At 64.0% G+C, this 20,842-nt stretch carries 15 protein-coding genes; 11 read left to right on the top strand and 4 right to left on the bottom strand.

Annotated elements, in window-relative coordinates:
* Positions 1 to 6: 6 nt before the first annotated feature.
* The 5 genes from BLT26_RS06650 (at position 7) to BLT26_RS06630 (ending at position 3,008) form a co-directional block, all read left to right on the top strand.
* The gene (locus BLT26_RS06650; RefSeq protein ID WP_091510550.1) at positions 7 to 435 is read left to right on the top strand and encodes a hotdog fold thioesterase; all 429 of its coding nucleotides are present in this window, start codon (positions 7 to 9) and stop codon (positions 433 to 435) included.
* On the top strand, positions 390 to 1,142 hold the full coding sequence (locus BLT26_RS06645) for a M48 family metallopeptidase (protein WP_245720620.1): 753 nt from the start codon (positions 390 to 392) through the stop codon (positions 1,140 to 1,142). The genes BLT26_RS06650 and BLT26_RS06645 overlap by 46 nt, the downstream gene beginning before the upstream one ends.
* Before the next feature lie 98 nt (positions 1,143 to 1,240).
* Positions 1,241 to 1,609 carry a DUF2750 domain-containing protein gene (locus tag BLT26_RS06640; protein ID WP_091510544.1) on the top strand — a complete coding sequence of 123 codons (369 nt, stop codon included), beginning with the start codon at positions 1,241 to 1,243 and terminating at the stop codon, positions 1,607 to 1,609.
* Positions 1,610 to 1,653: 44 nt separating this feature from the next.
* Positions 1,654 to 2,082, top strand: a complete 429-nt coding sequence (locus tag BLT26_RS06635) for a VOC family protein (RefSeq protein WP_217631386.1) — start codon at positions 1,654 to 1,656, stop codon at positions 2,080 to 2,082.
* The gene (locus BLT26_RS06630; RefSeq protein ID WP_091510542.1) at positions 2,079 to 3,008 is read left to right on the top strand and encodes an SDR family oxidoreductase; all 930 of its coding nucleotides are present in this window, start codon (positions 2,079 to 2,081) and stop codon (positions 3,006 to 3,008) included. The genes BLT26_RS06635 and BLT26_RS06630 overlap by 4 nt, the downstream gene beginning before the upstream one ends.
* Positions 3,009 to 3,023: 15 nt before the next feature.
* On the opposite strand, the gene mnmH is transcribed toward BLT26_RS06630, so the two are convergent.
* On the bottom strand, positions 3,024 to 4,103 hold the full coding sequence (gene mnmH, locus BLT26_RS06625) for a tRNA 2-selenouridine(34) synthase MnmH (protein WP_091510540.1): 1,080 nt from the start codon (positions 4,101 to 4,103) through the stop codon (positions 3,024 to 3,026).
* Between the two features lie 95 nt (positions 4,104 to 4,198).
* Between mnmH and BLT26_RS06620 the strand changes: the two genes are divergently transcribed.
* On the top strand, positions 4,199 to 6,157 hold the full coding sequence (locus BLT26_RS06620; protein ID WP_245720619.1) for an SLC13 family permease: 1,959 nt from the start codon (positions 4,199 to 4,201) through the stop codon (positions 6,155 to 6,157).
* Positions 6,158 to 6,189: 32 nt separating this feature from the next.
* On the opposite strand, the gene BLT26_RS06615 is transcribed toward BLT26_RS06620, so the two are convergent.
* A complete protein-coding gene (locus BLT26_RS06615; protein WP_245720618.1) occupies positions 6,190 to 6,636 on the bottom strand; it encodes a CBS domain-containing protein in 447 nt (148 codons plus the stop codon).
* 569 nt (positions 6,637 to 7,205) lie between these two features.
* Here BLT26_RS06615 and BLT26_RS06610 point away from each other — a divergent pair.
* Positions 7,206 to 7,679, top strand: a complete 474-nt coding sequence (locus tag BLT26_RS06610; RefSeq protein ID WP_091510535.1) for a DNA binding protein — start codon at positions 7,206 to 7,208, stop codon at positions 7,677 to 7,679.
* Positions 7,680 to 7,755: 76 nt separating this feature from the next.
* Here BLT26_RS06610 and BLT26_RS06605 read toward each other — a convergent pair whose 3' ends face one another.
* Positions 7,756 to 9,063, bottom strand: coding sequence for an NAD(P)/FAD-dependent oxidoreductase (locus BLT26_RS06605; protein ID WP_091510532.1), 1,308 nt, complete (start codon positions 9,061 to 9,063; stop codon positions 7,756 to 7,758).
* Positions 9,064 to 9,183: 120 nt separating this feature from the next.
* Positions 9,184 to 11,493, bottom strand: a complete 2,310-nt coding sequence (gene selD, locus BLT26_RS06600; protein ID WP_091510530.1) for a selenide, water dikinase SelD — start codon at positions 11,491 to 11,493, stop codon at positions 9,184 to 9,186.
* 217 nt (positions 11,494 to 11,710) lie between these two features.
* Between selD and BLT26_RS06595 the strand changes: the two genes are divergently transcribed.
* The 4 genes from BLT26_RS06595 to BLT26_RS06580 all read left to right on the top strand — a co-directional run bounded on the left by BLT26_RS06595 (position 11,711) and on the right by BLT26_RS06580 (position 20,826).
* Complete coding sequence (locus BLT26_RS06595; protein ID WP_091510526.1) at positions 11,711 to 16,927, top strand: DUF748 domain-containing protein; 5,217 nt, start codon at positions 11,711 to 11,713, stop codon at positions 16,925 to 16,927.
* 231 nt (positions 16,928 to 17,158) lie between these two features.
* Positions 17,159 to 19,102 (top strand): aconitate hydratase, encoded by a 1,944-nt coding sequence (locus tag BLT26_RS06590; RefSeq protein WP_091510523.1) that lies wholly within the window; start codon positions 17,159 to 17,161, stop codon positions 19,100 to 19,102.
* A 39-nt stretch (positions 19,103 to 19,141) separates the two neighbouring features.
* Positions 19,142 to 19,873 (top strand): substrate-binding periplasmic protein, encoded by a 732-nt coding sequence (locus BLT26_RS06585; protein WP_091510519.1) that lies wholly within the window; start codon positions 19,142 to 19,144, stop codon positions 19,871 to 19,873.
* Positions 19,870 to 20,826 carry a cation diffusion facilitator family transporter gene (locus BLT26_RS06580; RefSeq protein WP_091510514.1) on the top strand — a complete coding sequence of 319 codons (957 nt, stop codon included), beginning with the start codon at positions 19,870 to 19,872 and terminating at the stop codon, positions 20,824 to 20,826. The genes BLT26_RS06585 and BLT26_RS06580 overlap by 4 nt, the downstream gene beginning before the upstream one ends.
* The last annotated feature ends 16 nt before the right edge of the window (positions 20,827 to 20,842 follow it).

Here is a 20,842-nt window from a genome sequence, read left to right as displayed (position 1 = left end):
GTCTGAATGAATATCTGGCACCGCACGGCGACGCTGGCGGAACTGAATGAAATGTCCGGCAGCTGTATGCCGGGCCACCTGGGGGTCGAGATCAGCGAGATCGGTGACGATTACCTCCAGGCCACCATGCCCGTAGACCAGCGCACGCGACAGCCCATGGGTATCCTGCACGGTGGCGCGAGCGTGGTGCTCGCCGAGACCCTGGGCTCCATTGCCGCCAACATGGTGGTGGATGGGGAGAAGTATTACTGCGTGGGCCAGGAGATCAACGCCAACCACCTGCGTCCGGTCCCCGAGGGGATAGTGACCGGCACCGCGCGGCCGATCCATATCGGCCGCCGCAGCCAGGTGTGGGAGATCCGCATTACGGAAGCCGGCGGGAAGCTGAGTTGCATCTCCCGGATCACCATGGCGGTGGTGGCGCACGGCGAGTGATGAACGAGGCGGGGCAGTTTGAGTTCGAGGAGGTGCCCTATCGGCTGGTGCGCTCTCCACGGCGCAAGCGGCTGGGGCTGGTGATGGCCGACTCGGGCGTGGAGGTGCGGATCCCCGAGCGCTGTGCCGCACGCCACGGCCACCGTTTCCTGCAGGAAAACATCCACTGGGTTCGCACCCAGTTGTTAAGGGCGCGCCAGCGCGCGGCCGAGATTCCGCAGCACCGCTTTGCCTTTGGCGAATATTTCCCGTGGCTGGGGCGGCAGCTGCCGTTGCTGCGTGTGGCGCGCGCGGCAGAAGCCGGCATCGATGGCCACGCCATCCGGCTCTATACCCGCTATCGTGAGCCGGATGAGGCGCAGCTGAGGGCGGCATTGCAGCGTCTCTACCAGCGCGAGGCGCTGGCGCTGCTCACCCGGCGCTCGACGGAACTGGCAGGGCGGCTGGGACTGGCGTTCAGTTCAGTGCGGGTGCGGCGTACCCGCAGCAAGTGGGGGCACTGCACCCTGCGCGGTGAACTGCAATACAACTGGCTGGTGTGCCTGGCCCCGGAGGCGGTGGTGGATTACCTGGTTGCGCACGAAGTCTGCCACCTGCGCCATCACAACCACAGCCGGGCTTTCTGGCAGCTGGTGGCCAGCGCCTGCCCCGACTACCGGGAGCTGCGGCGCTGGCTGCGTGATAACGGCCACCAATTGGTGCTGTGAATGCCGGCGGGAAAATAGCCGGACCTGCGCGTGCGTTGTCTTTGGTGCCCGCAGCGAAACTGGCGTAAACTGCGATCGAATTCCAAGGTGCCGCAGCCATGCAAGTCGAACCCCTGAGCGATGATTTCGAGGACAATTGCGCACGCTTCCTGCCGGAGGCGGCGGCGCAAGGGTGTGTCTGGTCCCTCGAGGGCGAGGAGGGATTTGCACTGTGTGCATCAGAGCGGCATCCCGACACCGATGTGATGCCTTTCTGGTCCCAGCGGGAATTCGCGGAAATCCATATCGCCGATGACTGGGCGGGCTACCGCACGGTGGCCGTCGACCTGGAAGAGTTCATGGACGACTGGCTCACCGGAATGCACGACGACGTACTGCTGGTAGGCATCAACTGGAATAGTGAGCTGGAGGGGGTCGAGCTCGAACCGCTGGACCTGCTGGAGCAGCTGGAGCAGGAGCTGCAGTAGCGGCTTGCCGCGCAAACAGCCGCCAAACTGGGGAGGCTTCCCGAATGGAACGGATTCTCGGCCTGCGGACAGTGGTATATGGTGTCACTGACCTTGCCGAGGCGCGCTCCTGGTATAGCAGGGTGCTGGAACGGGAGCCCTATTTCGAAAGCGACTGCTACATGGGTTTTGACGTCGGCGGATTTGAGCTGGGCCTCAACCCCGATGCCCGCAATGTCATCAGCCGCGCCGACGGTGTGATTGCCTACTGGGGGGTGACCGATATTGCCACCGAGGTGGAGCGACTGAATGCCCTGGGAGCGCGGCAGCATGGCGAGACGGTGGATGTGGGTGAGGGCATACTGATGGCCAGCTTCCTCGACCCATTCGGCAATATCTTTGGCCTGATTGAGAACCCCCACTTCAACCCCGGGGGCGGGGGAGAGCAACCCGGCGGCCTGAGCGCCGGTCCAGCAAACGGAGCCAGCCAGTGAACAAACCACCAGCCTCCAGTTACCGCCCTTCGGATGCCGGTTTCGCGGCTGAGAGCCTGGTGCAGATCGGGCGGGGCTATGTGGTGCCGGACCGGGTCGCGTTGATCACCGGCTGTTCCAGTGGTATCGGGCGGGAACTGGCACTGGCGCTCCACCGTCGCGGCACTATCGTCATCGCCACCGCGCGCCGGCCGGAGAGCCTGCAGGAGCTGGCGGACATGGGGATTGCCACCGAGGCCCTGGACGTGAATTCGCAGGCGGATATCAACCGTGTGGTGCATGCCCTCAAGGCCGCCTACGGCCGCCTGGATATCCTGGTCAACAACGCCGGCTTCGGGCAGATGGGGCCGCTGATCGAGCTGGACACCCGCGCGCTGGAAAACCAGTTTCGCACCAATGTGTTCGCCCCCATGGCGCTGGCCCGTGCCTGTGTCCCCCTCATGCGCTCGGAGCGCCGTGGCCTTATCTGCAATATCGGTTCGGTTTCCGGCGTGCTGCCGACGCCTTTCTCCGGGGCCTACTGTGCCTCCAAGGCGGCACTCCACACGCTGTCGGATGTGCTCCGCCTCGAGCTCAAACCTTTTGGTATCCGCGTGATGACGGTACAGCCCGGCGCCATCGCCTCCGAGTTCGGGCGTTCGGCGGAGGTCTCGCTGCGGGGGCTGCTGGCGCCGGATTCCTGGTACAAGCGCCAGGAAGATGCGGTGCGGGCCCGGGCGCAGGAATCGCAGCAGAATGCCACCCTGGCGCGCGAGATGGCGCGGGAGCTGGTTAAGGAATTGCTGCGCAAGCGCCCGCCCAGCCTGGTGCGGGTCGGCAACCGCAGTCGCCTGCTGCCGTGGATGGCGCGCTGGCTGCCGCGGGGCCTGCGGGACCGGCTGCTGGCGCGCCGCTTCCAGCTGACGCGGATTTCCCCCAGCTCCTGATCGTTCCCCCGGCTTCTACTGGCTTTCCAGCCACTGGGCCACTTCGGCATAGGTGCCGCGGAACAGCACTGTGCCGGCGCTTTTGCCCATGGTGTGATCGTAGGCGCGGTCGTAGTAGTCAATCAGCAGGCCCATGACCACGGGAATATAGGCCTCGCTGCCGCCGCCGCGGGCGAGCTCGTCGTTGGCTGCGGCCAGCTGTTCATCCAGCTGGCGATGGCGTTCTCCCCCCAACCTCTTGCGCAGCCTGGCCAGGCTGTCGCGCAGCTCCGCACCCAGCGCGGCATGGGGGCCCTCATCGGCGTCAGCAAAGCGGGTCAGGGCCGAGCTGACATAATCGCGCACAATGCGGCGGGCCCGTTCTTCCACCGGTTCCTCCACCATCACCCTCGGCGCCACATGCATGCGCTCGCGCAGCATTACCGGCAGCGCGCAGCGGCCGATCAGGCGGCTCTCGTCCTCGAGAAATACCGGGCCCTGTTCCTCGCCGAGCTTGAGCAGGTCCACCGCCAGCTGGTTCTCGAAGTCGATCTGGGACGGCTGTGGCTGGCCGGTGCGGCCAAACGACGAGCCGCGATGGCACGCGATTCCCTCCAGATCCACGGCGCGCCGTGCGTACTGCAAAAGCTTTGTCTTGCCAGAACCGGTGTGACCGCTCACTACCACGAAGGACAGCTGCACGCACTGGTGGGCCAGTTCCGCCAGGAGAAAGTTGCGCATCGCCTTGTAGCCGCCCTCCACTAGCGGGTAGTCGATGCCCGCCTCGCGCAGTAACTGCTGGGATGTGCGCGAACGGAGGCCGCCGCGAAAGCAGTAAAGGTAGCCCTGGGGGTGCCGTTCGACAAAATCGCGCCAGGCGGCCAGCCGCTCGGCGCGCACCTCGTCGGTTGCCAGCTCCCAGCCGAGTTCGATCGCTGCCTGCTGGCCGGCGCGCTTGTATTCGGTGCCCACCAGTTCGCGCTGGCGGTCGTCCAGGAGGGGGCAGTTCTCGCTGGTGGGGAAGGCCCCCCGGGCATACTCCACCGGGGCTCGCACATCCATCAGGGGAACGTCATTCAGGAACAGCTGGCGGTAATTATCGGTGTTGTGGCGCAAATCATGACTCCTCGGCTGGCGGCGTGAGTGTAACCTGAAAAGAGGATTTACACAGGACCGGGGGCCGGCATACGGCCCTCTCAATGTCGGCGCCCATGACTTTTGACCAGCTGACCCTATTTATCATCCTGACGATCACCATCGCCATGTTCGTCTGGGGTAACTGGCGACACGATATGGTGGCACTGGGGGCGCTGCTGGCCTGTGTCGTCACCGGGCTGGTGCCCCCGCAGGAGGCTTTCGACGGCTTCGGCCATCCCGCGGTAGTGACTGTCGCCTGTGTGTTGGTCCTGAGCCGCGGCCTGCAGAGCACCGGCGCCATGGATGTGATGGCGCAACGCCTGATACCAAAGAACGGCACCACCACTGGCGTCATCGTGGCGCTCACTGCAGTGGGCGCGCTGATGTCCGGCTTCATGAACAATGTGGGCGCCATGGCCCTGCTGATGCCCGTGGCTGCCGACGTGGCCGACAAGCACAAACTGCCGCCGGGCAAGGTGCTGATGCCGCTGTCCTTCGGCACCATCCTCGGCGGCATGACCACCCTGATAGGCACTCCGCCCAACCTGATCGTCTCCGGTTTCCGTGACTCCGCCGGGGCGGGCAGCTATGGCATGTTCGATTTCACACCGGTGGGCCTCGCCGTCGCCCTGGTGGGTATCGCGTTCGTCTCGCTGGTCGGCTGGCGGCTGGTGCCCTCCCGCACCCAGGCGGGGGCCGCCACCTTCGATACCGGCACCTACCTGACCGAAGCCCTGGTGGACGAAAAGAGTTCCGCCGACGGCAAGACCCTCTGGGAAATCTCACAGATGCTGGAGGAGGATGACGCCCAGGTCGTTGGGGTGGTCCACAACGACACCCGCGTGTTGCCGGCGACGCCGGCCCAGCGGGTGCGCAGTGGCGACATCCTCATCATGGAGGCGGAGCCCGAGGCGCTGACCACGGCCGTCTCGAAGCTGGGGCTGAGGCTGGCCGCCGACCCGGAGGAGGAAAAAGAGGAGAAGGAGAAGAAAGAGAAACAAGAGGAGAAAAAAACAGAGGAACGGGCCAGGACGGCGGACCAGAGGTCGGCCGAAGCCGGGGCAATTGGCATCGACGAGAATGAAGACAAGGGGGACGGCGACAAGGAGAAAAAAAAGGACAAGGAAAAGGACAAGGAAAAAGAGAAGGAAAAAGAGAAGGAACACGCGCGCCGGGAAGATATTCAGTTGCGCGAGCTGGTGGTCATGCCCGACTCCCCCCTTACCGGGCGCACCTCACGGATGTTGCGCTTGCCTGCCCGTTACGAGATCAACCTGCTGGCCCTGTCGCGCCAGGGACGCCGTTCGGTGCGGCGGCTGCGCTCCACGCCCCTGCGCGCCGGTGATGCGCTGCTGATGATGGGCAGTGACGATAGCCTGAATACCTTTGCCGCGGAGCAGGGCTGCGTACCACTGGCCACGCGGGATATCAGTATTCCCAACAAGGAAAAGGCGGTGGTGGCGCTGGTGGCCATGGCGCTGGCGGTAGCCGGGGCGGCGTTCGGTCTGCTGCCTGCGGCCATTTCCTTCTCCGCCTGCGTGCTGGCGTTTATGGCCCTCAAGGTGATGCCTTTGCGCAATGTGTACGAATCGATCGACGGTGCAGTAATCGTCTTGCTCGGCGCCCTGATTACGGTCGCCGAGGTGATGGAAAAGACTGGTGCTGCGGACCTGGTGGCCCTGGCGATGCTGGACAATGTCGCGCAGGGCAATCCGGTGGTGGCGCTGGTCATCCTGCTGGTGGTGACCATGACGCTGTCGGATTTTATGAATAACGCCGCCACCGCTGCGGTCATGTGCTCGATCGCCATCAGTGCTGCCGCACAGCTGCAGGTGAATCCGGACAGTTTCCTGATGGCCGTCGCGATCGGTGCCTCATGTGCCTTCCTCACGCCGGTGGGGCACCAGAATAACACCCTGATTCTCGGGCCGGGCGGCTTCCGCTTCAGCGATTACTGGCAGATGGGGCTGCCGATGGAAATCCTGGTCATCCTGGTCAGCGTACCCATGTTGCTCTGGGTGTGGCCTCTCTGAGCGGGCTGCCGCGACGACGTAACCGGGCGGGGTCAGGCGATGGAGTCATCCACCGGCTGGGCCAACTCCGCCAGCAGCTTGCCGCAGAAGCGCAGCACATCGGTAACCGTCACTATGCCGGCCAGTTCACCCTCACGCATGACCAGCACCGAGCCGATCCCCGTCTCCGCCATGGCCAGCAGTATCTTGTCCAGGGGGTCGTGAATATCGGCGATATAAGGGCGGCGGGCGCACAGGTCGTGTACGTAAAGCTGCTGTTCCTCAAGGCGATGGCCGGGCGCATTGGCGCGCTCGATGTCCCCGCGCGAGATGATTGTTTCCAGATCCCCTTCGCGGGTGACCGGCAGGTGGTGAACCTCATGCTCATCCATCATGTCGAGCGCCTCTTCCACCGTAGCGTTGATATCGATGTGCAGCGGAAAAGGCGTCATCAAGGCGGCCAGGGTTGGCATATGATGTATATCATGTGGTTTGGACATATCGGCCCCCGGTTAATTTCGGCCCAGTTAGAATAGGACATCGCCCGGCGTTAACCAAACCGGTGAATTTCGCGACAGCCCCCGGGAAGCGACGTTCTTGTGTATCTTGGTAAAGGATGCGGGCACTCAAAAGGAAGTTGATATTTCATCCCGAATGCTTATTATTCTGCCTCCGTGAATGTCGCTCCCTCACATTCACCTGAGAGCCAATCGATTACCAATTAGATACAAGGGCTGAATTCCCGGCCAGCACCAAAAGAGTGCGTTTGGCCTATTTCAGCCTGAATGGCTTTATTTAAATAAAGTCATATATTGGCTGTTATTTATTTTGTGCCCCGAATCGAAGCGAGACCTTAAGTGTATTCCGCTTGAATTATAAATACAGCCTTCGGGGTTTAAGCGGAATTAAATCCTACATTTCTCGTTTAACAGAAAAATATTCCCGGCCAGCTGGCTCGCGTGCATATCCCGCGGGCGATATTTGGTGGGGTCGCATGACCGGCTTGCGCGCGATGCGTGAGGCCCGCGTTAACAGTTTTGTCATTATTTACCAGTTGAGGTTTGTTTGAATGTTTCAGGATTTTGACCAGATTGAACAAGAGATTGCACAACACCAGGCAAAAATCGAGCAATTGCAGGAGCAGATGGCCCAGGCTGAGCGCAAGAAAGCCGGTGTAATAGCTTTCGACAAGGCACTGGTCAACCTGGCCGCCGAATACCAGATGGAAGAAGAAGAGTTCTTCGTGGCCCGCGCTGAGGCCATCGTCAACTGGCTGGTAGGCCAGCTGGACGACGAGGAGGCACCAGATTTCGTCCAGACCCTGAAGGCGCGTGTGGCGCGCTCATTGAAGCGCACCGGCGAAACCCAGCGCCGTTCACGTCGCTCTGCTTCAGCCAAGCCGAGCGAGCCGAAACTGGAGGTGGGGCATTATCGCAACCCGTATACCGGCGGCACCGTGGAGAAGAAGAAGCGCAACCCGAAGCAGCTCAATCAGTGGATTGAGGAGCACGGTCTGGAAACCGTAAAAGAGTGGAAAATCTGAATTTTCCGCAGAGGCAAAAAGGCGGGATATTCCCGCCTTTTTCGTAATAATTCGCCGTCTGCTCCCGGCTCGTTCGTCAGTGCATCTTGAGCCTTGGTTTCACGAATCGGTTGGCCTGGCCCACCATGTAAATCAGCATGGCTTTGGCCCAGCCGTGCACTGCGGCCAGGTGCATGCGATACAGTGAGCGGTAAGCGAACCCGGCGATGCGGCCTTCAATTGTGAGGCTGCCCTTTACCAGCGCACCCATCAGGTTGCCCACGGCGGTGTGCTTGCTCAGGGAAATCAGCGAGCCACGGTCGCGATAGCGGAAACCTTTCAGCTTGTGCCCCTCTACTTTCGCAATCAGGTTGTGTTCGGCCACCCCGGCCATCTGTTGCGCTGCCTGGGCGCGGGGCGGTACGCGTACATCTTTGACGTCCCGGCAGCCGGCACAGTCGCCGATGGCGAAAATATTGGGGTCGCTGACCGAGACCAGTTCCGGCGAGACCTCGATCTGGTTGAGTTTATTGGTGGCGAGCCCGCCGATATGCGCGAGAAAGTCCGGGGCCTTTACGCCCGCGGCCCAAACCCGCACAGAAGCAGGGATTTCCTCGCCCTCCTCAGTGATAAGCCCTTCCGCAGTAGCTTCAGATACGGCGGTCCCGGTAATTACCCGCACGCCCAGTTTGTCCAGTTCCTGCCGGGCATTATTGCCGAGTCTTTCCGGCAAGGCGGGCAGCAGGTGCGGCCCGGCCTCGACCAGTGTCACCTGCAGTGAGCCGCTCTCGATCTTGCTGTAGTGGCCCATCTGTCGTGTGGCCTCGACCAGCTCTGCAGCCAGTTCCACCCCCGTGGCGCCCCCGCCGACGATGGCGATCTGCAGCCTGGCCAGGGTCTTCGTTTCCAGTTGCAGGAAACGGTCCAGTAACCGACGGTGGAAAAGACTGGCCTGCTCGCTGCTGTCCAGGAAAACGCAGTGTTCACGAACACCGGGCGTATCAAAATCATTGCTCTGGCTGCCCAGGGCGAACACCAGGTAGTCGTATTCCAGCTCCCGCGCCGGAACCAGCTCGCCGCCTTCCTCGTCGGCCAGCGGTGCCAGGCTAATCACCTGTCGATCCCGGTCCAGTCCCTGCAGGCTGCCCAGTTCGAAATGGAAGTCGTTTTTGCGCGCATGCACCTGGTAGTTGAGCGCGTCGAGGCTGGAGTCGATGGAACCGGTTGCCACCTGATGCAGCAGGGGCTTCCAGATATGCGTGCGGTTTTTGTCGACCAGGGTGACCTGCGCGGCGGGTTCCTTGGGCTGCCCGCCAAACAGGGAGGAGCGATTGAAGTGGTGCCCGAGGCGGGTGGCAAGCTGCAGCCCCCCGGCGCCGCCGCCGACAATGACAATTTTTTTCATGATTGGTCTTCCTGTGTCGTTTCTGATTCGACTCCCCGAACTGTGAAGACCGTATTGGAATATTTATGCGCGCAGTATCGCGCCCCCGGGCGCAAATGGCAATTGCGCCCGGGGGCAATATCAGGCCTGGTCCACGGCCTCTTCCGTTTTTTGCAGGGCAGGTCGCTTGCTGGTTGCGCTGCGCTGCAGTTCGATCGGCGGCGCTTCGCCGGCAAGCTCTGTCACCGCGCCGATGGTTGCCGCATTACTGTAACCGGCACGGTGCAGTTCGCGCAGGCAGTCATCGGCACGATCGGCGGGCACCGCGGCGAGCAGGCCGCCGCAGGTCTGCGGATCCGCCAGGAGGGCCCAGTGGGGCAGCGGCTGCCAGTCACGCGGGTTCTGCACGCGGTCGTAAAAGCGGGCGTTCTGCGGGTGCAGGCTGGACAGCCAGCCCGCGTCGGCGCACTCGGGCGCCCCCTCGATCAACGGCAGCTGGTCTGCCACGAGCACGGCACCGCAGGCCGGGGGGCCGGCGAGCATTTCCAGCAGGTGCCCCAGCAGGCCAAACCCGGTGATATCGGTAAGCGCATGGGCCCCGTAGTGGCCGAAAATCCGGGCCGCTTCGGCGTTGCTCTGCAACATGGTGTCCATGGCTGCCTGGACCCAGCGCGGGTGGGCCGCACCGGCGCCCTCGGCGGCGAGTATCGTGCCGACTCCCAAAGGCTTGGCCAGTATCAGCCGGTCGCCGACCTGGGCGCCGGTTTTCTCGAGCAGCTGGCCCGCGTCCGCGAGCCCGTTGACCGTCAGGCCCAGCTGCATTTCCGTGCCCTCGGCGGTATGGCCGCCGCTCAGCGCACAGTCGTGCCGGTTGAGCTCGAAGATGGCGCCGTCGAGCAGTTGCTGCAGGTCGCGCTGCACCAGCTCGGCGGCAGCCACGGGCAGTGTGGCCAGGAGCTGTGCGGTGGCTGGCTGGGCATGCATGGCAAACAGGTCCGAGAGTGCATGCAGTGTCGCCAGTCGGCCAAAGATCCAGGGATCGTCCACAGGGGCGCGGAGCTGGTCGGAACTCTGTACCAGCAACTGTCCCGGTGGCAGTTCCATCACCGCCGCGTCGTCGCCGGCGCCGCGCAGCAGCACCGGTGATTGCTGGCGCGGCAGTTGCTGCAGGGCGCGGTGGAGGATGTCTGCACCCACCTTGGCGCCGCAACCATTGCAGCGCATCCGGGCCAGTGCCGCACCGCCGCGCTCGCGCACGGCGGCCGGGCGCCGTGATGGCAGGAAGGAGAAGGGGGTGCCTCGCGCTTCATCCATGTCCACCGGCAGCTCTGCGAAGCGCTGCATGAATTTCCGGTCGATACGGTCTTTCCAGTGCCACAGGGCACTGCCGGCTACTGCCGCCCCGTTGCGGGACGCCACCGCGCGCTTGTCCCCGCACGAGAGCAGGCTGAGGAAATGTCGTTGCGGGCGATAACTGCGCAGCTGCTGCTCCGTAAGGCTCGCGCGCAGGTTGTGGAACAGCACCGGCCCCTGGCGCACGGCATAGACACCGGCCTTGGGCAGCGGGCTCGAGACGAAACTGGCGGTGTCGCCGGCGGCAAAGACATTGCTGAAACCCTCTGCACGCAGCTTGTCGTCCACGCGCACGAACCCCCGGGCGTCCAGTGCCAGGCCGCAGTCTGCGAGCCAGGGGTGGGCGCCGGCATGGGTGCAGAGCACGACCTCCTCCAGCGCGAGAGTGCGATCGTCCTCGCCTCGCAGTCCCTGGGCGGTAATTTCCTGCACGCGCCAGTCGCGATGTACGGCAATCCCCAGGCGCTGCAGTTCACGCGCCACCAGGCGGCGGGCAAGCGGCGGGTAGCCTTCCGGCACCTGCTTGCCGCCGTGAACCAGGTGCACCTCCACGCGGCCCGAATACAGCTGCTCTTCCAGCGACCACGCAATTGCCATGGCCAGCTCGCAGCCGCCGGCACCACCGCCGACGACGCCGATGCGCACCTGCTCGCGGGTGCTGCGTACCCGCTCCCGCAGTTCCTGCCAGAAATGGTGGAAGCGGCTGATCGGCTTTACCGGCACGGCGTGTTCTGCCCCGGGAAGCTCGCACACCGGCCCGCTGCCCACATCCAGTGACACCAGGTCGTACTCCAGGTCGGGACGCCCCTCCAGCGAAATACGCCGGTTTACCGGGTCGATGCGGCGGGCACTGGCGCGGATAAAGCGCGCGCCTGCCGCGCGGCACAGGCGCACCAGGTCGATATGGGTTTCGTCCAGGCTGTAGTGCCCCGCCACCAGGCCGGGCAGCATGCCCGAGTAGGCGGTCTGGACCTGGGGCGATACCAGTGTCAGGCGCACGCCTGGCAGGGGATTCATTGCCCACATCTGCAGAACGATGGCGTGGGAGTGACCGCCGCCGACCAGGACCACGTCCTGGTAATAGGGATTCTGTTGCATTGTTATTCGCCGGGAGTTCCGGATGGGTTGTTGACCGTAACTAGTCTATCTGCTGGTGCGGAGTTCGCAGGGAAGTCGGGCGCATTATGGCGAAAGCCGGCGACAGGCGCCAAAAAAAATCGTGTCGCTGGTCTTTAATTACGGGGCACAGCTGTGACCTGCCTGTGCACCAGATTCATCGTCCCTTTTTATTCTCTCTTGGCCAGCGACGCAAATAATGCCAGAGCAGTCCGCCCAGCAAAGTCCCTACCGTGTTACGCAGCTGCTCTGGCTGCTGGTGGGAATAGTGGTGGTGACCGGCCTGTTGTCGATGGTGGTGTCATTGATCCTCGAAGAGAAGGCCGAGCGATGGCTCGAGGAACGGGGTTACCGCGCGGATATCGGCTACCTGCACCTGTCCATCCCGTCGCTGCGGCTCGAGGTCTACAACCTGGAGCTGCGCAACCCTGAAGGGCGCGGCCTGCGCGCCCGCGAGCTGATGCTCGACTACAGCTGGTGGCAGTTACTGCGGCGCGGCACCCGCCTGCAGCGGGCCTGGGTCGCCGGGATGGAGTTCGACCTGCAGTCGGGACGCGGCGAGGCTGGCGGCCGGGTGTGGGAGGTGGCGGGCTGGGACCTGGGCGAGGGCGGGGAAAGGACTGACCGGGACCTGCGCCTGCTGATCGACGACCTGCTTATCCGCGACAGCAGGCTCTGTTACCGCGACCGGGACGCCTGGGAGAGGCCGAGCTGCATGCGTTTCACCCGCCTGTCGGCGGGGGACTTCCTGCTCGGCCTGGAGCGCACCGGCGACGAGCCGCTGCAGGTTCAGGTGGGAGCTGAGGAGCTGGCACTGCGGGATCTGCTGGTCAGCCGGGAGGGGGCCACCTCCATCCATACCGTGGTGGGAGGGTTGACCCTGAGGGATGCCTTCTACCAGCGGCCCGGCCACCGCATTACGGCAACAGAGCTGGCCGCTGAGCGATTCGCCAGCTGCCTGCCCCGGTACTGGGCGGATGCAATACCGGCATTTGGCCGCGTGGTGGGCCACTGTGGTATCGCCCGCAGCCTGCAGCTGGAGGGGGAGCTCCTGTTCAGTTTTGGTGCGGGAGCCAGGGTGCAGTGGCAGCGCGGCCGCGGAGAGGGCGTGATACTGCGGCAGCGCGCACGCCGTTGGCCCGACTGGCATGCCGGCACCCTGTCTATCCTCGCGATGGATTTCTCGCGCGCCGATAAGACCCTGCGCTGGCGCGAGGCGAGAGCCAGCAACTTCGACTGGTGCCCGCCGGCATGGCGCGACAATCACATGCATGCCTGTGTGCGCGCCGGGGTGTTTAGCCTGCCCGATCCCACCCTGTTTGACTGGCAGGACAAGCTGCTGGTGCAGACCGATGATGTGGGACTGCAACAGGTCCAGCTGTTGGACCGGGTGCGGGAGATCGACCGGCCCCTGACCTTTCACCGCATCGGCGGCGAATCCCTGGCATACCGTGGCGAAACCCGCACGCTTGCCATCGGTGCCTTCAACCTGGAGAGCGCCACCGGCTGTGTGCCCGCCCGGCTGTGGGAGCTGCCCGAGTACTGCCTGCAGCTCGCCGGGCTGAAGGCTCCGGAACAGCTGCAATTCCGCTTCGCCCCCGCAGGGCACGGCATGCCATTCGGCGTTGCCAGCGGGCCCCTGCGCCTGGGGCAGTTCCAGCTGCGCGAGGGTGCGGGTACGCAGCTGGAGGTGGAGGGCCTGCACTGGGCCAGGCTCAACCTCCTGGGTGGCGCCATGCCCTGGTTGGTCCAGGACTTCTCGCTCCGCTTCCTGGCCGGCTGCGTGCCCGATGCACTCCTGCCGGCAGACCTGCGTCCACTTTGCGCGCGGGCCCGCCATGTGCAGGGTAGGGGAAGCTTTGCCTGGCAGCACCGGCGCGATGGCTACCTGGTGGCGGGAGAGTTGCTGGTGGAGCGGCTGCTGCTGGCCGAGGGCCTGCAGGAGCCGACCGGCCTGCTGTTGACCGGCTTGCGCACCGGGCCCGCGATGCTGCGCCTGGACGGAGGGGCCATCGAGGGCGGCGCGGTTGGAAAGGGAACCGATGCAACCCGCCGGTCGGACGCCGCCAGCCCTGACGATGACGGGGCGGAAAAAGGTTTACTGCGGGATGAGCTGGCGCGCCGCCGGCAGCGGGCAGCGGCGGCGGCCCGCACCGTCTCCCCCACGAACCTGGATGATCCCAACCTGGTCCTGCAGCGGTTGCTGCTCGCGCGGTTGGAGGGATGCCTGCCGGCGGGATGGGCGGCACTTTTCTACAGCCGGCCGGACGCCATGCCCACCTGTTTCGACGTGCGACAGCTTGAGCAGGAGAGTGAATTGCGGCTTGCCTGGCAGGGCGGGGTACACCTGCGCACCGGTGCTATCAGTGCAGAGCGGGCCGTGGCGGAGACCCGCGGCGGCCGGGAAATACTCTTTATCAGCGACCTGGCGGTGCCCGAGGCGCTGGTGGTGTGGCCGGCCGGTAGCGCTCACCGCCAGCTCGAGCTGCCGGGCCTGTCCCTGTCCCGCGCGCGCGTTTGCGAGCCGGGCGCCGTTCCGGCAGCCCCCGACGTTACCGCGCCCCGGTGCATCGAGGCGCGCGAGCTGGAGCTGGGAAAGGCGTTCAGCCTCGATGCAGACACGGAGGAGCTGGCGCTGGACTTCAGTCAGTCCGGTGCGGCGTGGTTGGGGTTGCTCGGTGCAGGCGGGGATACCCTCGCGGAGGTGGAGACGGTTGATATCGGGTTACTGAAGCTGGCGTGGTCCCGCGGCGACGAAGTGCCCGACCGGGTGCGTGCGCGCCAGGTGACCGTCGCCGCCGCCCATGGCTGCCTGCCCGCCGGCATATCCCTCCGACCGGGCCTGCCGCGCTGTGTATCTGCGGACAATATACGGCTGGGAGGCCCGGGTTCGCAGCCGGCGGTGCAACTGGGTGTGACGACACTGAAACGCACGCCAACGGCAGAGCCCCTGTGGCAGTTCGACTCCGTGGAGGCCGGACGGATCAGCCTGGGTGAGCAGGCGCTGCGGCTTTATGACCTGGAGTTTCGCGGCGTGCTTGCCTGCGGGATGCGCGACCTGTTGCCGGAGGCTGCCAGCCAGCGCGACATCGGCGACTGCTTCCGGGCGCCGCGACTGGAATTCTCTGGCGTGACCCGCATCGGGATCGGAAAGGCGGCCCCGATGGTGGAGCTGGCGGCCCTGGAATCCGGCTCCATTCGTTTCTGGCAGGAGACCGGCGATTTTGCCCGCATCGGGGCAGAGAGCCTGAACTGGCAGCAACTGCGCTGGAGCGGGGGCACAGGATTATCAGTGACCGGGCTGACTCTGGAAGGGTTTGTCGGTTGCAGCCCCGAGGCGGTCACCACTGCCCTGGAGGAAGTGGCAGAAGCCCTCGAGCCGCGCTCCGCGGAGCCGTGCGTGCGGGTCCGCAGGTTCGAACTCTCCGGCAGCCAGCAATTGTCACTGGGTGGCGCTTTCTCCAGCGACGGCGTCATGGAGTTCGGCGGCATAGTCATTGGCGGGCGGGAAGGGCCGCCGCTGGAAATCAAGAGCCTGCGTCTCGACCGGCTCAGCTATGGCGGCGAGTCACCCTTCATCAGCCTGGCCGGTGCCAGCGGATGCCTTTCCGCCGACTGGTTCCCGGGCACGGCGCTGGCACCCTGCTATGAGCTGGGGCCGGTCAGGGTGGAGCGGAGAGAGCAGGAGGCCGGTACCGGTGCCAACCTTATCTATGGCCTGTCGGTAGGGGGCGGCCGGTTTACCCAGCCCGGATTCCCGTCCGGCCTGCCGGCCGAGCTGTTGCTGTTCCGGTCCCTCAAGGCTGAAGCGGCGCGACTGGGCGAGGGCGAATTCAGTGCGCGGGCGCTGCGAATCGACAATCTCGCAGGCTGCCTGCCCGCAGGCTACGTCGGGGGCGTCGACCACTGTGTGAAACTGGACCTGTTGCAGGCGAGTTTTGATTTCCGGGTCGGTGAGCGCTACCTGGACCTGGCGCAGTTCCGCACTGCAGACCTGCTGGTGCTGGACACCGATGGGCGGCGGCTGGTGCGGGCGGAGTCCATTGTCACTGCGCGTCTCCTGCTCGACAGCGGCGAACTGCAGCTACCCTGGCTTCAGGCTGAGAAACTCGGATTTCTCGGGCGGGGAAAGGAGGACCCCGAGTTCCAGCGCCACGGCTGGAATGGCGAAGTTAAGAAGATGCGCCTGGAGAACCTTGCTTACTCCAGCAACCGCAACGCGCTGGAAGTGGGCCGCATTGCCATCGACCGTCCGGACCTGATTCTCTTCCGCAGCCGGTCGGGGAGTTTCCCCGTCCAGCAACAGCTGGAGGAGCTGCTGGGCGATGGCGACGTCCCGGGCGCAGGTGAAAGCCAGCGTTTTCGCTACCGCCTGCACCATGTCTCGATGCAGGCCGGGCGTTTTACCTGGCTTGATCGCCAGGGACAGTTCCGCGCCCGGGTGCCAATCCGCGAGATTTTTGTCGAACTCCGGGGAATCAGTAATCATCCCGAGGACGATCCCGCCACGATTGTGCTGCGGGGCCAACCGGGTGGCTTCGGCAAAATGCAGCTGGCGGGGGAGCTGGACTACCTGGATGTCCAGAAATGGAATGCCAGCCTGACCGGCTATCTAGAGAATGCCAACCTGATCCCCGCCACGCCCTATATTGCCAACCTGCTCGGCTACAAAATATTGCAAGGACAGCTGGACGCCATCATCGACATCGTAATCCATGAAAACAAGGTGGACGCGGTAGCGGATATCCGGCTGAACAAGGTTCGGGTACGGCGCGTGCGCGACAGTGACCAGCTGCCAGTGGAGGAATCGATGATTCCCCTTAACGTGGCGCTGTACTTGCTGCGCGACGGGCAGGGTGACGTGCGCTTCACTATGCCGGTGACCGGCAACCTGTACGACCCCAATTTTACTTTCAGCTTTATTTTCAGCGACCTGCTGCAGCGCGCGATACTGGAGGCGTTATTCAGCTACTTTACACCCGTGGGCTTTTACAGCCTGGCCCAGCTGGCATGGCAGCGTCTCACTGCGGTGCATCTGGATTCGATAGAGTTCGAGCCGGGCAGTGTGGAGCTCACCGAGAGAGCGAGGCGCCACCTGGCCGAGGTGGTGGAGACGCTGAGGGAAAAGCCCGGGGCACGGCCCGGAATCTGCGGTATTGCGAATGCGCGGGACTGGCACGCGCTGGATCCGGAATCCACGCCAGAAATGTACCAGAGCCGCCGGACGCGGGAGGCGTTTTATCGCAATCCCCCGAGGGCAAAACTCAGTGAGCTGGAACGGCTGGCGCGCAAGCGCGGCCGCGCCGTGGCCCGTTACCTTATTGACGCGGGTATCACTGCGGATAAGTTTATCCAGTGTGCCCCCGACTACAACGGCCGGGACTTCAGTGAGCCGCGGGTGGAGTTCTCCAGCTAGCGTCAAGGCGCGTAAAGGATTTTCCATCTGGTCCTGAGCCCTCGCATAAACGTCTGCCGGTGGTGACCGCGCCGCCGCTCCGGGGCCGCGGGGCGGGGTTGAAATCCGGCTCGCGAGATCGCAGGAATTTAGATGGACCCAATGGCAGTCATTTTGTCGCGCCCCCAGGCGACCGGTAAAACCTGCCTTAATCTTTCAAGATATACAGCGCACAGGTAAAGGAGGCGCAAAATGCCAAAGAACCTGGCCCAGAAACTGATCGAGTCGCACCTGGAAAGTGGCGACCTTGAACCAGGCCGCCCGATCGAGCTTCGCATCGACCAGACCCTCACCCAGGATGCCACCGGCACCATGGTGATGCTGGAATTCGAGGCCCTGGGGCTGCCGCGGGTCAAGACGGAGCTGTCGGCCCAGTACGTCGACCACAACCTGCTGCAGACCGACTACAAGAATGCCGACGACCACCTCTTCCTGAGCAGCGCCTGTCGCAAGTTCGGCCTCTGGTATTCGCGCCCGGGCAACGGGGTCAGTCACCCGGTGCATATGTCCTGTTTCGGCATCCCGGGGAAGACGCTGCTCGGCTCCGACAGCCACACCTGTGCCGCGGGTTCTCTGGGCATGCTGGCGATTGGCGCCGGCGGGTTGCAGGTGGCGCTGGCGATGGCGGGCATGCCCTTTTCCGTCACCATGCCGAAGATCATGGGAGTGAAGCTGGAGGGAGAACTGCCGCCCTGGGTCAGCGCGAAGGACATCATCCTGGAGATGCTGCGCCGCCACTCGGTCAAGGGCGGCGTGAACAAGATTATCGAGTACTACGGCCCGGGCCTGAAAAACCTCACCGCCATGGACCGGCATGTGATTGCGAACATGGGCCAGGAACTGGGAGCGACATCTACCGTTTTTCCCGCCGACGAGGCGGTGCGCGCCTTTCTCCGGCAGCAGCAGCGCGAGAAAGACTTTGTCGAGCTGCAGGCTGACGATGGCGCGAGCTACGACGAGAATGAGAGTATCGACCTCTCGTCACTGGAGCCGCTGATTGCCTGCCCCTCGAGCCCCGACAATGTGGTGCCGGTAAGCGAGGTGGCCGGCCGGCCGATCTACCAGAGCTATATCGGCTCTTCGGCCAATCCCGGCCTGCGTGATTTCGTCGTGCCGGCGCGAATGGTGAAGGGACGGCAGGTGGACGACCGGGTGTCGTTTGATATCAACCCCACGTCGCGCCAGCTGCTGGAGGAGATCAGCCGCACCGGTGACCTGGCACGGTTGCTGGAGGCGGGCGCGCGGCTGCACCAGACCGGCTGTGGCGGCTGTATCGGCATGGGCCAGGCGCCGGCCAGCGGCCAGATCAGCCTGCGCACGGTGCCGCGCAATTTCCCCGGCCGCTCCGGCACCAAGGAGGACCAGGTTTACCTGTGCAGCCCCGAGACCGCGACCGTCAGCGCACTGCGGGGTGAGATTACCGATCCGCGCGATATGGACATGGACTACCCGCAGTTCAGTGAGCCGGACGAGTTGCCGGACATGCGCCCGCTGTTGCAGGAGCCGCAGGAAATCCCGGTGGAAGTGGAACTGGTCAAGGGACCCAATATCCAGCCGTTGCCCGACTTTGACGGATTGCCCGACAAGCTGGTTGCGCCGGTGCTGCTGAAAACCGGGGACAATGTCTCCACCGATGAGATACTGCCGGCCGGTGCGGAGATACTGCCGCTGCGCTCGAATATCCCCGAAATCAGCCGCTACACCTTCTGCCGGCTCGACGAGCAGTACTACGACCGCGCCATGGAACTGGATGGCGACAGCTATGTGGTGGGCGGGGAGAATTACGGGCAGGGATCCAGCCGCGAGCACGCCGCCATCGCGCCCCGCTACCTCGGTGTCCGCTGCGTGATCGCCAAGAGCATGGCGCGCATCCACCGCCGCAACCTGATCAACTTCGGCGTGCTCCCGCTGCTGTTTGAAAATGCCGGGGACTACGACCTGATCGAGCAGGATGCAGAGCTGGAAATAGACGACCCGGTAGGGCAGCTGGAACCCGGCAAGCCGGTGGAGGTGAAGATCACTTCCTCGGGTGAGACCATCAAGGTCCGTCACGACCTGTCCGGGGAAGAGATCGAGACCCTGCGCCTGGGCGGGCTGATCAACAAGACCCGCAAGGAGCATCCGGATATCGACTGAGGCCGGGTCGGCGCACCTTTAACCATACAGAGGGACCTGATGCGAGAGAGATATGGAAGTTTCTGGTATGCCGCTGTGTTTTTCATGCTGCCCGTATTGCTCGGCACCGGCTGCGAGCGGTTTCCCCGCGACCCCCAACACTCGCTCAAGCAGGTGCAGGAGCGGGGCAAGCTCCGTGTGGGAGTCGTCAGCCACAAGCCGTGGGTAACCGGCAATGCACCCGGGAAGCCCGGTGGCATAGAGGCGTCGCTACTGGAAGCCTTCGCCCGCGAGCTTGAGGTGGAGATCGAATGGCACTGGGGCAGTGCCCAGGAGCATTTCGAGGCGCTGAAGCATTATGAACTGGATGTGGTGGCGGGTGGCATCACGCGGTCGAACCCCTGGCGTAAGGAGGTGGGCTTTACCTCTCCCTACTATGTCAGCCATGCAGTTGTGGGTGTGCCCCAGTCCGGCGAGAGGATCTCCTCGGTAGAGGGGCGGGCGGTTGCGCTGCGCCCGGACAGCGGCCTGCATCACCTGCTGAAGGAGCGTGGCGCCAGGCCATTCAAGCGGGGCTACCTCGAGAATGTTGATATGCCGGTGGCGGCCGAGGCCTGGGAAATAGAGCGGCTCGGCCTGAGGAAAACCGATATCACGCTGACCAAGCGCCGTTACGTGATGGCGGTACCCTCGGGGGAGAACGCGCTGATCATGCGGCTGGAGAATTTCCTGATGCAGAAGGCGAGTCCCGGGCGCGTGGAGAAACTCTTGGCGGGGAGATCGCAGGAATGACGGTACTGGCGGAAAGGTACAAGTTGCCGGAGGAAAAGCAGGATAAGCTCCAGCGCGCGATACGTCTTGAGTGGCTGACCATCTTTTTCCTGATAACGATCACCATCGTCATGTACCTGGCGATGGGGTCGTCCCAGGCGATGAAAACAGCCTGGGTTGAGGATGTGCTCAGTCTTATTCCGCCGATCTCTTTCCTGGTGGCCATGCGCTACCGCAATAATCCCCCCACCGACCGCTTTCCCTACGGCTTCCGGCGCGCGCCGCTGCTATCGTTTATGGTCGCGGCAGTGGCCATCCTGGTACTGGGCCTGTATCTGCTTTACGACGCCGGGAAAGCGCTGCTGGAGCAGCACCACCCAACCCTGGCCCATTTCCACCTGTTCGGTAACAGCTGGGACATCTGGTCCGGTTGGGTAATGATCGCCGCTCTCATATACAGCGTGATTCCACCGGTGATCCTCGGTCGCATGAAGCTGCGGCTGGCACCCGGCCTGCAGGAAAAGACTCTCTTTGCCGACGCAAACATGAACAAGGCCGACTGGATGACGGCGGTGGCTGCGGGCCTTGGGATTGTCGGGGTGGGTTTCGGTTTCTGGTGGGCAGACTCGGTGGCGGCGGCAGTGATCTCCCTGGATGTGATCAAGGATGGTGTCACCAACGTCAAGCGCGCCACCTCCGATTTGCTCGGCCAGAGCCCGACGGACGTAAAGAGCGGGAAGCAGCTCGGGCTGGCCGACAAGTTGAGCGAAGAGTTGGGGGCACTGCAGGAAGTACAGGATGTGGGCGTCAGGCTGCGGGAGGAGGGACATGTGTTTTCCGGCGAGGTTTTTGTGGTCCTGTCCTCCAGCGGCGACACGGCCCGGCAGGTGGAGCATATCCGGGAGCGCGCGACGGCGCTGGACTGGCGGCTGCACAATCTCACGGTAATGCCCGTGACCACGCTGGAAAAGTGATCGTTGCTATTGCAGG

Source organism: Microbulbifer yueqingensis, from assembly GCF_900100355.1.
GTDB classification, from domain to species: Bacteria; Pseudomonadota; Gammaproteobacteria; order Pseudomonadales; family Cellvibrionaceae; genus Microbulbifer; species Microbulbifer yueqingensis.
This window is presented reverse-complemented; position numbering and strand designations above follow the sequence as displayed.

Excerpts from the sequence above, each read along its gene's own strand:
- BLT26_RS06620 (WP_245720619.1), top strand. The coding sequence starts at position 4,199 with ATGACTTTTGACCAGCTGACCCTATTTATCATCCTGACGATCACCATC.
- BLT26_RS06590 (WP_091510523.1), top strand. The coding sequence starts at position 17,159 with ATGCCAAAGAACCTGGCCCAGAAACTGATCGAGTCGCACCTGGAAAGT.
- BLT26_RS06605 (WP_091510532.1), bottom strand. The coding sequence starts at position 9,063 with ATGAAAAAAATTGTCATTGTCGGCGGCGGCGCCGGGGGGCTGCAGCTT.
- BLT26_RS06595 (WP_091510526.1), top strand. The coding sequence starts at position 11,711 with ATGCCAGAGCAGTCCGCCCAGCAAAGTCCCTACCGTGTTACGCAGCTG.
- BLT26_RS06650 (WP_091510550.1), top strand. The coding sequence starts at position 7 with ATGAATATCTGGCACCGCACGGCGACGCTGGCGGAACTGAATGAAATG.
- BLT26_RS06585 (WP_091510519.1), top strand. The coding sequence starts at position 19,142 with ATGCGAGAGAGATATGGAAGTTTCTGGTATGCCGCTGTGTTTTTCATG.
- selD (WP_091510530.1), bottom strand. The coding sequence starts at position 11,493 with ATGCAACAGAATCCCTATTACCAGGACGTGGTCCTGGTCGGCGGCGGT.
- BLT26_RS06615 (WP_245720618.1), bottom strand. The coding sequence starts at position 6,636 with ATGTCCAAACCACATGATATACATCATATGCCAACCCTGGCCGCCTTG.
- BLT26_RS06610 (WP_091510535.1), top strand. The coding sequence starts at position 7,206 with ATGTTTCAGGATTTTGACCAGATTGAACAAGAGATTGCACAACACCAG.
- BLT26_RS06635 (WP_217631386.1), top strand. The coding sequence starts at position 1,654 with ATGGAACGGATTCTCGGCCTGCGGACAGTGGTATATGGTGTCACTGAC.
- BLT26_RS06580 (WP_091510514.1), top strand. The coding sequence starts at position 19,870 with ATGACGGTACTGGCGGAAAGGTACAAGTTGCCGGAGGAAAAGCAGGAT.
- BLT26_RS06640 (WP_091510544.1), top strand. The coding sequence starts at position 1,241 with ATGCAAGTCGAACCCCTGAGCGATGATTTCGAGGACAATTGCGCACGC.